At 76.3% G+C, this 13,781-nt stretch carries 10 protein-coding genes; 6 read left to right on the forward strand and 4 right to left on the reverse strand.

What is annotated here, in order from left to right; translation table 11 throughout:
• Positions 1-184 precede the first annotated feature (184 nt).
• From IE118_RS11390 to IE118_RS11415, 6 genes are all read left to right on the forward strand, one after another.
• On the forward strand, positions 185-1,798 hold the full coding sequence (locus IE118_RS11390) for an SDR family oxidoreductase (protein ID WP_229846772.1): 1,614 nt from the start codon (positions 185-187) through the stop codon (positions 1,796-1,798).
• A 4-nt stretch (positions 1,799-1,802) separates the two neighbouring features.
• Positions 1,803-3,176, forward strand: coding sequence for a cryptochrome/photolyase family protein (locus IE118_RS11395; RefSeq protein ID WP_189557677.1), 1,374 nt, complete (start codon positions 1,803-1,805; stop codon positions 3,174-3,176).
• 184 nt (positions 3,177-3,360) lie between these two features.
• Entirely contained in the window at positions 3,361-4,503 is a 1,143-nt protein-coding gene (locus tag IE118_RS11400; protein WP_189557678.1) for a polyprenyl synthetase family protein, read from the forward strand.
• Entirely contained in the window at positions 4,500-6,077 is a 1,578-nt protein-coding gene (crtI, locus tag IE118_RS11405; protein WP_189557679.1) for a phytoene desaturase family protein, read from the forward strand. Before IE118_RS11400 ends, crtI begins: the two co-directional genes overlap by 4 nt.
• Positions 6,064-7,059: a phytoene/squalene synthase family protein gene (locus IE118_RS11410; RefSeq protein ID WP_189557680.1), complete on the forward strand. Its 996-nt coding sequence runs from the start codon at positions 6,064-6,066 to the stop codon at positions 7,057-7,059. Before crtI ends, IE118_RS11410 begins: the two co-directional genes overlap by 14 nt.
• Positions 7,056-8,066 carry a DUF5914 domain-containing protein gene (locus tag IE118_RS11415; RefSeq protein WP_189557681.1) on the forward strand — a complete coding sequence of 337 codons (1,011 nt, stop codon included), beginning with the start codon at positions 7,056-7,058 and terminating at the stop codon, positions 8,064-8,066. The genes IE118_RS11410 and IE118_RS11415 overlap by 4 nt, the downstream gene beginning before the upstream one ends.
• Before the next feature lie 75 nt (positions 8,067-8,141).
• Here the strand turns inward: IE118_RS11415 and IE118_RS11420 are convergent, their stop codons facing one another.
• From IE118_RS11420 to IE118_RS11435, 4 genes are all read right to left on the reverse strand, one after another.
• The gene (locus IE118_RS11420) at positions 8,142-9,710 is read right to left on the reverse strand and encodes an FAD-dependent oxidoreductase (RefSeq protein ID WP_189557682.1); all 1,569 of its coding nucleotides are present in this window, start codon (positions 9,708-9,710) and stop codon (positions 8,142-8,144) included.
• Positions 9,711-10,035: 325 nt separating this feature from the next.
• Positions 10,036-11,220: a lycopene cyclase family protein gene (locus IE118_RS11425; RefSeq protein WP_189558141.1), complete on the reverse strand. Its 1,185-nt coding sequence runs from the start codon at positions 11,218-11,220 to the stop codon at positions 10,036-10,038.
• A gap of 139 nt (positions 11,221-11,359) precedes the next feature.
• Positions 11,360-12,646, reverse strand: coding sequence for an NAD(P)/FAD-dependent oxidoreductase (locus tag IE118_RS11430; RefSeq protein ID WP_189557683.1), 1,287 nt, complete (start codon positions 12,644-12,646; stop codon positions 11,360-11,362).
• A 109-nt stretch (positions 12,647-12,755) separates the two neighbouring features.
• Positions 12,756-13,757 (reverse strand): MerR family transcriptional regulator, encoded by a 1,002-nt coding sequence (locus IE118_RS11435; protein WP_229846773.1) that lies wholly within the window; start codon positions 13,755-13,757, stop codon positions 12,756-12,758.
• Positions 13,758-13,781 lie beyond the last annotated feature (24 nt).

A 13,781-nucleotide genomic window follows, 5' to 3' on the forward strand; every position in this document is an offset into this window, starting at 1 on the left:
CGCCCGCGCGTGTCGTGCATCCGCCGCGGGCGCACGGCGGGAAGCAGGGACGACCCCGCCGTGCGGGCGCCCGCACGAAGCAGGGACGACCGCATCGGGCGGGTACCCGCGCCGGCGGGCCCCGCCGTCCGAGTGACCGTCGCGCCGCGGCCCGGGGCCGTGGAACGAGCCGGAGGGAAAGACCGTGGGAACGAGCGGAGAGCGGGACACGGAAGGGACGCTGTGTCTGGTGACCGGTGCGTCCGGGTACATCGGCGGGCGTCTGGTGCCGGAGCTGCTGGAGGCCGGTCACCGGGTGCGGTGTCTGGTCCGCTCCCCCGCCAAACTGCGCGACCAGCCCTGGGCGTCGCGGGCCGAGAGCGTACGGGGTGACGTGACCGACGCGGAGTCGGTCGCCGAGGCCATGCGCGGGGTCGACGTCGCCTACTACCTGGTCCACGCCCTGGGCAGCGGTACGGACTTCGAGGAGACCGATCGCCGTGCGGCACGGATCTTCGCCCGGCAGGCGCACGCGGCGGGCGTCCGCAGGATCGTCTACCTGGGCGGTCTCACCCCGCGGGACGTCCCCGAGAGCGCCCTCTCCCCCCACCTGCGCTCCCGCGCCGAGGTCGGCCGCGTCTTCCTGGAGTCCCCGGTGCCCGCGACCGTGCTGCGGGCCGCGGTCGTCATCGGCTCCGGCTCGGCCTCCTTCGAGATGCTGCGCTACCTGACCGAGCGGCTGCCGGTCATGGTGACACCCAGCTGGGTGCAGACGCGCACCCAGCCCATCGGGGTCCGCGACGTGCTGCGCTACCTGGTCGGCTCCGCCACCATGCCGGACGACGTCGACCGGGCCTTCGACATCGGCGGCCCCGACGTCCTCACCTACGAGGGCATGATGCGCCGCTACGCCGCCGTGGCCGGCCTGAAGCGGCGGGTCATCGTGCCGGTCCCGGTCCTCACGCCGCGGCTGTCCAGTCACTGGGTCGGCCTGGTGACCCCGGTACCGGCCTCCCTGGCCCGTCCGCTGACGGAGTCCCTGCGCCACGAGGTGGTCTGCCACGAGCACGACATCGCCCGGTACGTCCCCGACCCGCCGGGCCATCCCCTGCCGTTCGACGAGGCCCTGGCGCTGGCCCTGCGCAAGGTGCGGGAGGCGGAGGTCGCCACCCGCTGGTCCAACGCCTCCGTCCCCGGGGCTCCCAGCGACCCCCTGCCCACCGACCCCGACTGGGCCGGCGGCAGTCTCTACCAGGACGAGCGGGAACTCCCCGTCGACGCGTCCCCGCAGGCCCTGTGGAAGGTGATCGAGGGGATCGGCGGCGACAACGGCTGGTACTCCTTCCCGCTGGCCTGGGCGGTGCGCGGCTGGCTGGACCGCTTCGTCGGCGGCGTCGGCCTGCGCCGCGGACGGCGTGACGCGGAGCGTCTGCGCGTCGGCGACTCCCTGGACTTCTGGCGCGTCGAGGAGATCGAACCGGTCCGCCTGCTGCGGCTGCGGGCGGAGATGCGGCTGCCGGGACTGGCCTGGCTGGAGATGTACGTCGAGACGGACGACCGGGGCCGCACCCGCTACCGGCAGCGCGCCCTGTTCCACCCGCGCGGGCTGCTCGGCCACGCCTACTGGTGGTCCGTCTCCCCCTTCCACGCGGTCGTCTTCGGCGGGATGGCCCGCAACATCACCCAGGCCGCCGCGAAGGGACTGACCGCCCGTAAGGGTGAGCGGCCCGCCGGACGCATCCGCGGCGCCGCCGGCCGGCGAAGTACCTCCCGCCGGGCCCCCCGTTCCCGCGCCACCGCACCGCCGCACCAGGAGTGACGCCATGACCGTCGCGGTCGTCCTGTTCACCTCGGACCTGCGTCTGCACGACCACCCGCCGCTGCGTGCCGCGCTGCGGTCGGCGGACGCGGTGGTGCCGCTGTTCGTGCTGGACCCCGGGATCCGGGCGGCCGGTTTCGACGCTCCCAACCGGCGCGCCTTCCTCGCCGACTGCCTGCGGGACCTCGACGCGTCGCTGCGCCGCCGCGGCGGCCGGCTGGTCGTGCGCTCGGGGCCGGTCGCCCGGGAGGTCCGCGCGGTCGCGGCCGAGTGCGGGGCCACCGAGGTGCACATGGCGGCGGGCGTCACGGCCTACGCGCGGCACCGCGAGGAGCGGCTGCGGGAACGGCTCGGCGACGGCGGCGTGGCCCTGCACGCGCACGAGGCGGTGATCACCGCCGTCGCCCCCGGCGCGGTGACACCCGCCGGCTCCGACCACTTCGCGGTGTTCACCCCCTACTTCCGCCGCTGGGACCGCGAGCCGCTCAGATCGCCCCTCCCGGCGCCCCGCGCCGTGCCCGTCCCCGAGGGGGTGCGCGGCCGGCCGCTGCCCGGACGCGAGGACGTGTCCGGCACGTCCCGGGGCCTCCCGGAGGGAGGGGAGACGGCGGGACGGGAGCGGTTCTCGCGCTGGCTGGAGGCGGGACTCGCCTCGTACGGGGACCGGCACGACGACCTGGCCGGTGACGGGACCTCCCGGCTGTCGCCGTACCTCCACTTCGGGGCCCTGTCGCCGGTGGAACTCGTCCACCGTGCCCGCCGGCGGGGCGGGCCGGGCGCGGAGGCCTTCGTGCGCCAGCTGTGCTGGCGGGACTTCCACCACCAGGTGCTGGCGGCGCGGCCCCGGGCGTCCGTGGCGGACTACCGCACGCGCCACGACCGCTGGCGCGACGAGGAGGACGCCGCCGACGACATCGCCGCCTGGCGGGAGGGACGTACGGGGTATCCGATCGTCGACGCCGCCATGCGCCAGCTGCGGCACGAGGGCTGGATGCACAACCGGGCGCGGCTGCTGGTGGCGAGCTTCCTGACCAAGACGCTCTACGTCGACTGGCGGATCGGCGCCCGGCACTTCCTGGACCTGCTCGTGGACGGCGACGTCGTCAACAACCAGCTCAACTGGCAGTGGGTGGCCGGCACCGGCACCGACACCCGTCCGCACCGGGTGCTCAACCCCCTCGTCCAGGCGAAGCGGTTCGATCCGGACGGCGCCTACGTGCGCCGCTGGGTGCCCGAGCTCGGACCGGTGGAGGGCACGGCGGTGCACGAGCCCTGGCGGCTCCCGGCGGAGCAGCGCGACGCGCTCGGCTACCCCGACCCGCTGATCGACCTCGCCGACGGGCTCGCGCGCTTCAAGCGGGCCCGCGGCCGTGACTGAGGGAGCCCGGCGCGCACACCGATGACGGAAGGGTGACATATCATCACCAAAGGGGCATCGCTGGGCCGCTGGGGTGAGTCGGTCCGGAAGCCCCGCCGTTCCGGGCAGACATCAGCGCATCCGCAACAGGGCACTCGGCGGAAGCACTGGTGTGCAGATAACCGATTGTGAGAAGGGGCCGCGCATGCTTGGACTGCCGCCGATCGTCGCCCTACCCGACGAACCGGCCGACGACCCCCTCACCGCGTCCGACGCCGCCGCCGGTGCCGCCGCCGTCCTCGAACAGGTCCTGGAGACGCGGCTGCGCGACTCCCGGGCCGTCGACGCGGTCTTCGCCCGGGACCTCGCCGACCGCGTGGGCGCGCTGGTCACGCGGGGCGGGAAGCGGCTGCGCACCGCCTTCGCGTTCTGCGGCTGGCGCGCGGCCGGCGGCACGGGCGACGCCACCGCCGTACTGCGCACCGGGGCCGCCCTCGAACTGCTCCAGGTGTGCGCCCTCGTGCACGACGACGTGATGGACGGATCACTGCGGCGCCGGGGAGGCCCGGCGCTGCACGTGGACATGGCCCGCGGTCACTGGGCGGCGGGCATGCACGGCTCCGCGGAGCGGTTCGGCTCCTCCTCCGCGGTGCTCGCCGGTGACCTCGCCCTGGCGTGGGCGGACGACCTGCTGACGGAGACCGCGCTCGGCAGCCCGCACGGCCGGCGTCTGCACGAGGAGTGGCGGGCGATGCGCACCGAGATGGTCGCCGGGCAGTACCGCGACCTGCACGCCCAGGCCACCCGTTCGTCGCACGTCGACGAGGCCCTGGACATCGCCACCCTGAAGAGCGCCCTGTACACCGTCGCCCGGCCCCTCGCCCTCGGCGGGTCGCTGGCCGGGGCCGGCGAGGGGACCCTGGACGCGCTGCGGGCGGCCGGCCGGAACGCCGGCCTGGCCTTCCAGCTCCGCGACGACCTCCTCGGCGCCTTCGGCGACCCGGCGCTGACCGGCAAGCCCGCCGACGACGACCTGCGTGCGCGCAAGCTCACCTACCTCCTGGCCGTCGCCCTGCGCCTCGCCGACGCCGCCGGGGACCACCACGCCGCCGCCACGCTCGCCCCGGACGCCGACCCGCGCTCGGACCGGGCGGTCGAGCGGATGCGGGCGGCGCTGGAGCGCACCGGTGCCCGGGAGGTGGTGGAGGCGAAGATCGTGGAGCTGACGGACCTGAGTGTGCGGCACTTCGAGCGCACGGGAGCCGCTCCCGCCGTCCGGCAGGAGTTCGCCGCGCTGGTCGCACGCGCCTCGGACGCGGCTCCGCGCCGTGCCGAGGGGGTCGCGTGAGGCGGGTGCCGGGGCCCACCGACCACGTGGTCGTGGTGGGTGCCGGTCTGTCCGGGCTGGCCTCGGCCCTGCACCTGCTGGGCGCGGGCCGCAGGGTCACGGTCGTCGAGCGGGACGACGGGCCGGGCGGCCGGGCCGGCCGCGTGCGGCTGGGCGGCTACCAGGTGGACACCGGGCCCACGGTGCTGACCATGCCGCACCTGGCCGACGAGGCGTTCGCGGCGGTCGGCGACAGCCTGTACCGCCGTGTCGAACTGACGGCACTGCACCCGGCCTACCGGGCGTCCTTCGCGGACGGCTCCTCCCTCGACGTGCACACCGACGGCGAGGCGATGGAGGCGGAGGTACGGCGTTTCGCCGGACCGGCGGAGGCGGCCGGATACCGCGACCTGCGGCAGTGGCTGGAGCGTCTGTACCGGGCGCAGATGGGCCGTTTCATCGACACGAACTTCGACAGTCCCTTCCAGCTGCTGCACCCGGACCTGGCCCGTCTGGCGGCGCTGGGCGGGTTCGGGCGGCTGGACGGCCGCATCGGCCGCTTCCTCTCCGACGACCGCCTGCGCCGTGTCTTCACCTTCCAGGCCCTGTACGCCGGGGTCGCGCCGGCCCAGGCGCTCGCGGCGTACGCGGTCATCGCGTACATGGACACCGTGGCCGGCGTCTGGTTCCCGAAGGGCGGCATGCACGCACTCCCCCGGGCGATGGCCGACGCGGCGGCCGACGCCGGCGCCGACCTGCGCTGGGGGGACGAGGTGAGCACGCTGGAGCGGTCGGCGGGCCGGGTGCGGGCCGTCCGGCTGGCCTCCGGCGAGCGGATCCCGTGTGACGCGGTGGTGCTGACCTGCGAACTGCCCACCGCGTACCGGCTGCTGGGACGCCGGCCCAGGCGTCCGGCACCGCTGCGCCACTCGCCGTCCGCGGTGATCCTGCACGCCGGGACCGACCGGACCTGGCCCCAGCTGGCGCACCACACCCTGTCCTTCGGCGCCTCCTGGGAGCGCACCTTCGACGAACTGACCCGCACGGGCGAGCTGATGAGCGACCCGTCGCTGCTGATCACCCGTCCGACCACGCACGACCCCGGCCTGGCACCGCCCGGCGGCCACCTCCACTACGTGCTCGCCCCCTGTCCGAACACGGCGGTCGGGCCCGGCGCCGCGGCCTGGCGGGATCTCGGCCCCCGCTACCGGGACAGCCTGGTCGGTGAAATGGAGCGCCGGGGCCTGACGGGGTTCGGGGACAGCGTGCGGGAGGAACTGCTGGTGACCCCGCTCGACTGGACGGCGCAGGGGCACGCGGCGGGCAGTCCCTTCTCGGTCGCCCACACCTTCGCCCAGACCGGCCCCTTCCGGCCGCGCAACCTCGTGCGGGAGGTGGAGAACGTGGTCCTGGCGGGCTGCGGGACCACCCCGGGCGTCGGCGTGCCCACCGTGCTCATCAGCGGCAAACTCGCCGCCGACCGTGTCACCGGGGGTGCCGCCCGGCGCCCCGCACCCGCGCGCACCCCCCTGACCACCGTGCCCGCGCCCTCCACCACCACCCCTACTCCGGCAGGTGCCGATGACGCGTCGTGAACTGGACGCGGCCGGGATCGGCGATCCCGCGCTGCGCGCCGCCTACAGCCGGTGCCGGCGGCTCAACGCCCGCCACGGCAGGACCTACTTCCTCGCCACCCGTCTGCTGCCGCTGGAGCACCGCTCGGCCGTGCACGCCCTGTACGGTTTCGCCCGCTGGGCCGACGACATCGTGGACGACCTCGACCGGCACCGCACGCCCGACGAACGCGACCGGCTGCTGCGCCGTCTGGAGCAGGACCTGGCCGACGGGCTGCGGACCGGCGGCGGGGACGAGCCGGTGGTCCGGGCCGTGGCCGACACCGCCCGCCGGTACGACATCGAGCACGAGCTGTTCGCCGACTTCCTGGCGTCGATGCGGGCCGACCTGACCGTCACCGACTACCCCACCTACGCCGACCTGCTGGGCTATGTGCGCGGTTCGGCCGAGGTGATCGGCCTGCAGATGCTGCCCGTGCTGGGCACGGTCGTGCCCCGGGAGGAGGCGGCGCCGCACGCGGCGGCCCTCGGTGTGGCCTTCCAGCTCACCAACTTCCTGCGGGACGTGGGCGAGGACCTCGACCGCGGCCGTGTCTACCTGCCCGGGGACCTGCTCGCCGCCCACGGCGTGGACCGGCCGCTCCTGGAGTGGAGCCGGCGCACCGGGCGCCACGACCCCCGGATCCGCGCGGCCTTCGTCGCGGCGGACGCCATGACGAGGGAGGTGTACCGGGAGGCGGAGCCGGGCATCGCCATGCTCGATCCGCGGGTACGTCCCTGCATCCGCACCGCGTTCACCCTGTACGGCGGCATCCTCGACGCGGTCGCGGCGCAGGACTACACCGTGCTGCACCGCCGCGCGGTGGTGTCCCGCCGGCGCCGGGCGGCGACGGCGGCGGCCGGTGCGCTGGGTGTGGCCGCCGCCCGGTGGGACGCCCGCGCCCCGCGCCGGACGGCGGCGGCGCCCGGGCCCGTGGTGCCGCGGAAGGGGACGGTGCGATGAGCGGGCGACGGGGCGGGGCCCGCTGGACCCCGCCGTTGCGGCGCCGGCGTTCCGGCCCGGACTGGGCGACGCAGACGCCGACCTGGCGCCAGGCCCGGCCGGCGCTGATCGCGGAGGCGCTCAAGCGCGCGTCCGCCCGCCCGTCGGGCAACTGGTTCGTGGTCGGCGCGTCCCGCGGCATCCGCGCCGCGGGGGGCCCGTACGGCAGGACGGTCGGGGGCACGGAGGTCGTGCTGTGGCGCTCCGACACCGGTGAGCTGCGCGCGGGACCGGGCGTGTGCCCGCATCTCGGCGCTCCCCTGCGGGACAGCCGGGTGGTGTGCGGCACGCTGGTCTGCCACTGGCACGGACTGGCCCTGGACGGCTCGCCGTACGCCGGATGGCAGCCGTTCCCGGTGCACGACGACGGCGTGCTGGTCTGGGTACGGCTGGACGAGGTGGGCGGCGAGGAACCCACCAGGAGTCCCGTGGTGCCCCCGCGGCCCGCGGCGGGCAGCGGGGTGGACGCCGTGTACACCGGGGTGGGGCGGTGTGAGCCGCAGGACGTGGTGGCCAACCGGCTCGATCCGTGGCACGGCTCGTGGTTCCACCCCTACTCGTTCGTCGACCTGACGGTGGCGCGCGAACCCGAGGGGGAGGAGGACGACGCCTTCGTCGTCGACGTCTCCTTCCGGGTGGCCGGGCGTCTCGTGGTGCCGGTGCGGGCCGAGTTCACCGCGCCGGAGCCGCGCACGGTCGTCATGCGCATCACCGACGGCGAGGGGGAGACGTCGGTGGTGGAGACCCACGCGACGCCGTTGACCGGTGCGGGCGCGGAACGGCCGAGGACTGCCGTGGTCGAGGCGGTCGTCGCCGCCTCCGGCCGGCGCGGCTTCGCCCTGGCCCGGTTCGCTGCCCCCGCGCTGCGCCCGCTGATGCGCCGGACGGCCGGGCGCCTGTGGCGCGACGACCTGGCCTACGCCGAGCGCCGCTGGGAGCTGCGCAGCACCGGACGCTTCCCCGGCTGATCCGCGCGGCCCGGGACCCGCGGCCCGGCGGCACCCGGTGGGGTGCGGCCGGGCCGCCGCCGGTCAGCGGGCCGGTCAGCGGGGAGAACGGTCACCGGCGAGCGCCCCGAGCGCGCGGAGCACCGGCGAACGGCCGGCCCGCGGCACGGTCCACAGCACCTGTCCCCGTACGCCCCGGTCGCCGAGGAGGGCGTTGGCCGCGAGGAAGCCGGTGGTGGCGGCCCGTTCCATGAGGGCGACCGGCAGGTCGCAGCGGATCGCGTCACCGGCCAGGACCAGCCACGGGTGCGGAGTGCGCACGGTGGGGCGCCGGGCGTGCGACCCGACCGGGAAGAGCGGGCAGTCCGCGCGCCACTCGTGCCGTGCGTCGACCACCCGCGCGTCCACGGTCTCCGGGTAGATCCGGTGCAGCCGGTCGACGAGCATGTCCTGCACCCGCTTGCGTTCCGCCCCGGGATCCACGGCGTAGGCGTGCAGCTCCACCACCGAGCCGCCGGTGCGGGCCGCCCAGCGCGCGGCCTCGCCCTCGTACCGCTCCAGGACGCTGATGTTGTCCAGGCCGTCGTAGCCGCTGGTGCCGAGGAAGCCGTGGCGGTCGGAGCGGACCGGGCGGTCCAGCCAGAGCCGGGAGACGAGGAACGGCGGGGCGGTGCGCAGGGCCGCGACGTCCTCGCGCCAGGCGGAGGTGCCCAGGGCGGGTGAGGCGTCGACGATCCGGCGCAGCCCCCCGGTGTCGGCGGCGAGCACCACCGCCTGGTGGCGGTCGGCGCCCGCCCCGGTGCGCACCTCCGCTCCCCCGCCGTCCAGCGGGGTGATCTCCCGGATCTCCGTCCCGGTGCGGACGTCGGCGCCGAGACGCCGGAGGTAGTCGCCGAGCGGCTCCCAGAGCGCCTGGGGGAAGGGCTCGTCCGGTACGTCGAAGAGCAGTCCCTCGGACGATCCGAGGAAGTAGATGTGGAACATCAGCAGCAGTTCGGCGGCGGACAGTTCGCGCGGGTCGGCGAAGAAGCTGCGCGAGAACACCTCGAAGGCGAGGTGGTGCGCGGCTTCGGGGAAGCGCACCCGCTCCAGGAAGTCGGTGGCGGAGACGTCGTCGAAGCGTTCGTACACCTCGGGCACGCGCACGTCGAGGAGCGGCAGCGCCGCCCGGGCGTCCAGGGCAGCGAGGTCCCGCCAGCCGAAGGTGGGGCTCAGGGCGACGAATCCGAGGGCGCTGAACGGCGGGGTCCGCGGGACGCGGGCGAAGCTGTCGGTCAGGCCCCCGCTGTGCCGCAGGGGGTAGTCGGGCATCGCGGTGAGCCGGGCGAGGGCGGGGTCGGTGCGGCGGAGCAGGCCGCGGAGGTTGTAGTACTGCCGGAAGAAGGCGTGGAAGCCGCGGGTCATGGTGACCGGCGAGCCGTCCGTGAGCCGGGTGGGGTGGCCGGCGAGCCGGCCGCCGAGGGACTCCTCCCGCTCGTAGAGGGTGACGCGGGCGCCGCGCTCGGCCAGCAGGGTGGCCGCGGCCAGACCGGCGATGCCGCCACCGACCACGCCGACGGACGGTTCCTCGCCGCGCCGGAACCGGGGCCCGCCGGGCGGGGGTGGGAGGATCTCGGCCCTGCGGTCGCGGCCCCGCCGCGCGGCTCCGCCGCCACGGGTGCTCACCGGCCGTACCCCTCGGCGGTGAGGGAGGGGCCGTGGGCGGCGCGGACGGCCCCCGGCTGCCGTCCGGCGACGGCGGCCGGGCCCGGAAGGGTCACGGGCGACGGGTCCGGAAGGGGCACGGGCGACGGGTCCGGTCCAGGGCGTGCGGGGCGCCGCGTGCCCACCGGGGCGTCCACGGCCGTGACGCGGGTCCGGGGCACGGCCGCGGGACGCGGTCCGGCCCCGGCGGCGCGCCCGGGGCCGGGGCCGTGCGGACCGGCCGGCCGGGAGGGGCGGGCCGGGCCCGGAGGGCCGCCGGTGCGGGGGGCGTGGGCGCGGGGGAGGGTCATCGGTGGTTCTCTCCGTTTCGAGCGGGGGGCCGGGAGCGGCGGGGCAGGAAGGGGACTTCGACCGCCGTGCGGAGCATGGGCAGCATGGGCGTGCGCAGTCCGATGCCCCACTCCTCCAGCGGTGTGGTGGTGCCGTCGAGGAAGCGCAGCAGACGCCGGGGCGGGACGCGGCGGAACAGGCCGGTGAAGAAGTCCGGTCCGTCGATCCGCCCGGTGTCCAGGGCGCGCAGCAGGACCGCGTCCATGGCCAGGGCCCGCCGCCCGTGGGGGGCGGGAAGCGCCCCGCGCCCCTCGCGCAGGGCGGCGGCGACGGCCCGGCTCTGCCGCTGCACCGCGGCGAAGGTGTAGCCGGTGGACGGACGGGTCGCGCCGCCCGCGGTCCCGATGCGGAAGACGGCCTTCCCCGCCCGGCGCGGGAAGCGGGCGTCGGTCATGGGGATGACGCCCTGCTCCGTCCGTTCCACGGTGAGCGCGCCGAGCCCGAGGACGTCGCGGCAGTAGTGGCCGAGCGCCGCCTCGTAGGCGTCGGTGGTCAGGACGGTGCGCGAGAACTCGGTGTACTCCACCAGCGCCCGGTCCGGGGCCAGCGGCAGGACGTAGCCGAAGGCGAGCCCGTGCGCGGGCTGGGGCACCCGGAAGTCCATCAGGTCGGCGACCCGGGGATCGAACCGTTCGGTGTCGGTGCGCACGAACCAGCCGCGGAAGTGCTGGAGCAGCTGGGTGCGGGCCGGTGGCAGGCCGCGCGGCGGCCGCGAGTCGAACACGTGCCGGGCGCGCAGGTGCAGCGGCCGGCCCGTGGGCAGCGTGCACCGGACCACCGCGCCCCCGGGCACGTCGTCCACCGAGTCCGCCGTCGCCCGCAGGAGACGGCCGCCCGGGGAACGGTCCAGCAGCGCGTGGACGTGCCCTTCGAACGCGGTGGAGCGCACCATGCGGTAGGTGAACGGGGCGGGGTCGACGGTGACCGCCCGGCCGTCGGCACCGTGGACGCGCAGCACGGGCCAGGAGGCGCAGACGACCTCGTCGAGGTCCCCGCCGCCCCGGTCCCAGTAGCACCAGGTCCGTTCGGCGGGGCGCAGCGGTCCGTCCGGCGGCTCGACCACGGTCACGGTGAGCGCGTCCGTCCCGGTCAGCCGGTGCGCGAGGCTCAGGCCTGCCGCGCCGCCGCCGAGGACGACCACGTCGGACTCCTCGGTCGCCGGCTCCGGCTCCGGCTCCGGGTCCGCCGCTCGGCGCTCAGGGCCGCTCACTTCCACGCTGCACTCCGGGGAGGGGTCGACGGGGCACTTCGGGTCGTCACTGCTTCGGGCCGACGGCCCGTCATGGATGCGCGGCGCGGTGACCGGTGCCGTGCTGTGCTCCCGGCCGTCCCAGGTCGGCGAGGACCTCCCGTGCGGCGCGGGTGCCCGACGCCAGGGCGCCCTGCACCGATCCGGTCGCCCTGTGGTCCCCGCACACGTACCGGCCGGGGCCGAAGCGGGTGGTGCGGCTCAGCGGCCAGGGCGGGAGCATCGCCGGGAGCGCGCCCTCGACGGTGTGCGCGGCGACCTGGCTCCAGCCGCTCGTGTCGGTGCCGTACAGGTCGGCCAGCCGGCGGCGCACCCGGTCCGCCGTGCCGGGCAGGTCCTCGCCCAGGACCGAGGTGGACACCAGAGCGGTGCCGCGCGGCGCGTAGGTGGGGGCGACCTCGCTGAGCACACAGGTGTTCAGGACCGCCCGGGTGCTGTCCGTCATCAGGGTCGGCTCCGCCAGCGGGGTGCGGTCCGTCGCGTGGTGGTAGGTGGTGACGGTGCGTCCGTCCGGGACGGGCAGGCCCGGCAGCAGGCGGCCCGCGGTCGCCGCGTCCGTGGCGACCACCACGGCGCCGGCCGCCAGCTCGCTGCCGTCCCCCAGCAGCACTCCCGCGTCGGTGACTTCGGCGACGGGCGTCTCCGGCCGCAGGACGCCGTCGGGCAGGTCGCCGGCGATGCGGGCGGGGACCGCGCCGATGCCCGCGGCGGGCAGGCACAGGGTTCCGCGGGCCATGGTCCGCCACACCAGGTGGAAGAAGCGCGCGGACGTCTCCAGACGGTCCTCGAGGAAGACCCCGGACAGGAACGGCCGCAGGACCCGCTCGATCACCTCGTCCGACAGGAGGGCACGGGACAGGGCCGCGGACGTCGGGCCGTCGGCGCGGCGTTTCAGAACGTCCGCGGGCGGCACCACGTCACGGGCGGTGAGCACGGCCAGCGCGGCCAGGTCACGGGCCGTCAGCCCCTTCCCCGGCAGCAGCGCGCGTGCCGCGCCGGGACTCCGGGTCGGGTCGGCGAGGCGCAGCGGCCCGCCCGGCGTGTGGGCGACCACGCCGGCGGTGAACGGCCGCAGACGCAGGCTTCTCAGGTCCAGGCGCCGTTTCACCTGCGGATAGGCGGTGTTGAAGACCTGGAAGCCGCGGTCCAGCAGGAACCCGTCCCGCCGGTCGGTGCGCATCCGGCCGCCCGGCCGGTCGGATCCCTCCAGCAGGGTCACCCGCAGTCCGGCGCGGCACAGGTCCAGCGCACAGGCCAGGCCGGCCAGGCCCGCGCCGACCACGACGGCGTCCGGTGTCCGGCGGTGTGCGTGGGTCATGCTGCTCCTCCTTCGGCGGCGGACCGCGGACGGGGACCGCCGGCCCAGCGGACCACGTTCCCCGGTCCGATGCCAGGCACCACGACCGGGTGCCCCGGACGACGGCGTCTCACCGGGCGACGACCGACTCCAGGGCGGTGACGGCCTCGGCGAGACCCGCGGGGCGCGCCACGCCGGCCACCGCCCGCCCCGCCCAGCCCGGGCCGAGGGTGAGGACGACCGGTTTGCGACGGGCCCCGCGCACCCCCCACTCCATGCCCGCCACGTGCTGGGCCAGCGGCCCGCTGGCGGTGGTGCGGGACTGGGCCCACAGCCCCACGGCGGCCGGTCCGGTCCTGCGCACCGCCGCGACGAGCGACTCGACCGGCAGGGCCCCACCGAACATCCGTACCGGGATGCCCCGTTCCGTCAGTGCGGCGGACAGCACCTCCAGCGCGAGCGTGTGCGTCTCCCCCGGTACGCAGGCGAGCACCGTGGTGGCGCCGGGGCGGTCGGCGACCGTGTCGGGCGCGACGCGGCGCAGCGCGCCGGAGACGTGCCAGGACAGGAAGTGCTCGACCTCGACGTACTTCTCGCCCGACGTCTCCCACTTGCGGCCGACGGCCTGCAGCGTGGGCACGATCACCTCGGTCCAGGCGGCGACCAGCCCGTGTTCGGTGATCGCGTCGAGCAGCAGCCGGTCCAGTGCGGCGGCGTCGAGCCGCAGGGCCGCGCGGGCGATGCCCTTGCACTCCTGGCGCGCGTCACCGAGCCGGAGCCCGCTGCCCGCCCGGCTGCGGGCCGGCGGACGCCGTGGCGTGACGGCCCGCGGACGGTCCGGTGCCGCCCCGGCCGGCTCCTCGCTGCGGGCCAGGCGCGCGGCCTCGGCCGGCGGGAGCCCGGTCGCCGTCAGCGCGCACATCCGCTCCAGGCGCGCCACGTCCGCCGCGGTCCAGCGCCGGTGCCGGCCGCCGGTGTGCGCGTCGGGGCCCAGCCCGTAGCGGCGGTCCCACGTGCGGACCGTGGTGGGGGCCACGCCCAGGCGCCTGGCGACCTCCCCGGTGGTCAGCCCGCCGCCCGGCGGGGTGTCCCCGCCGTCCTGGAGCCCGGTGCTCTCCGTCATCTCGCTCATGACCCCACTGTACGACGCACAAAC

Origin of the sequence: Streptomyces pilosus (assembly GCF_014649835.1) — a bacterium.
Lineage (GTDB): Bacteria > Actinomycetota > Actinomycetes > Streptomycetales > Streptomycetaceae > Streptomyces > Streptomyces pilosus.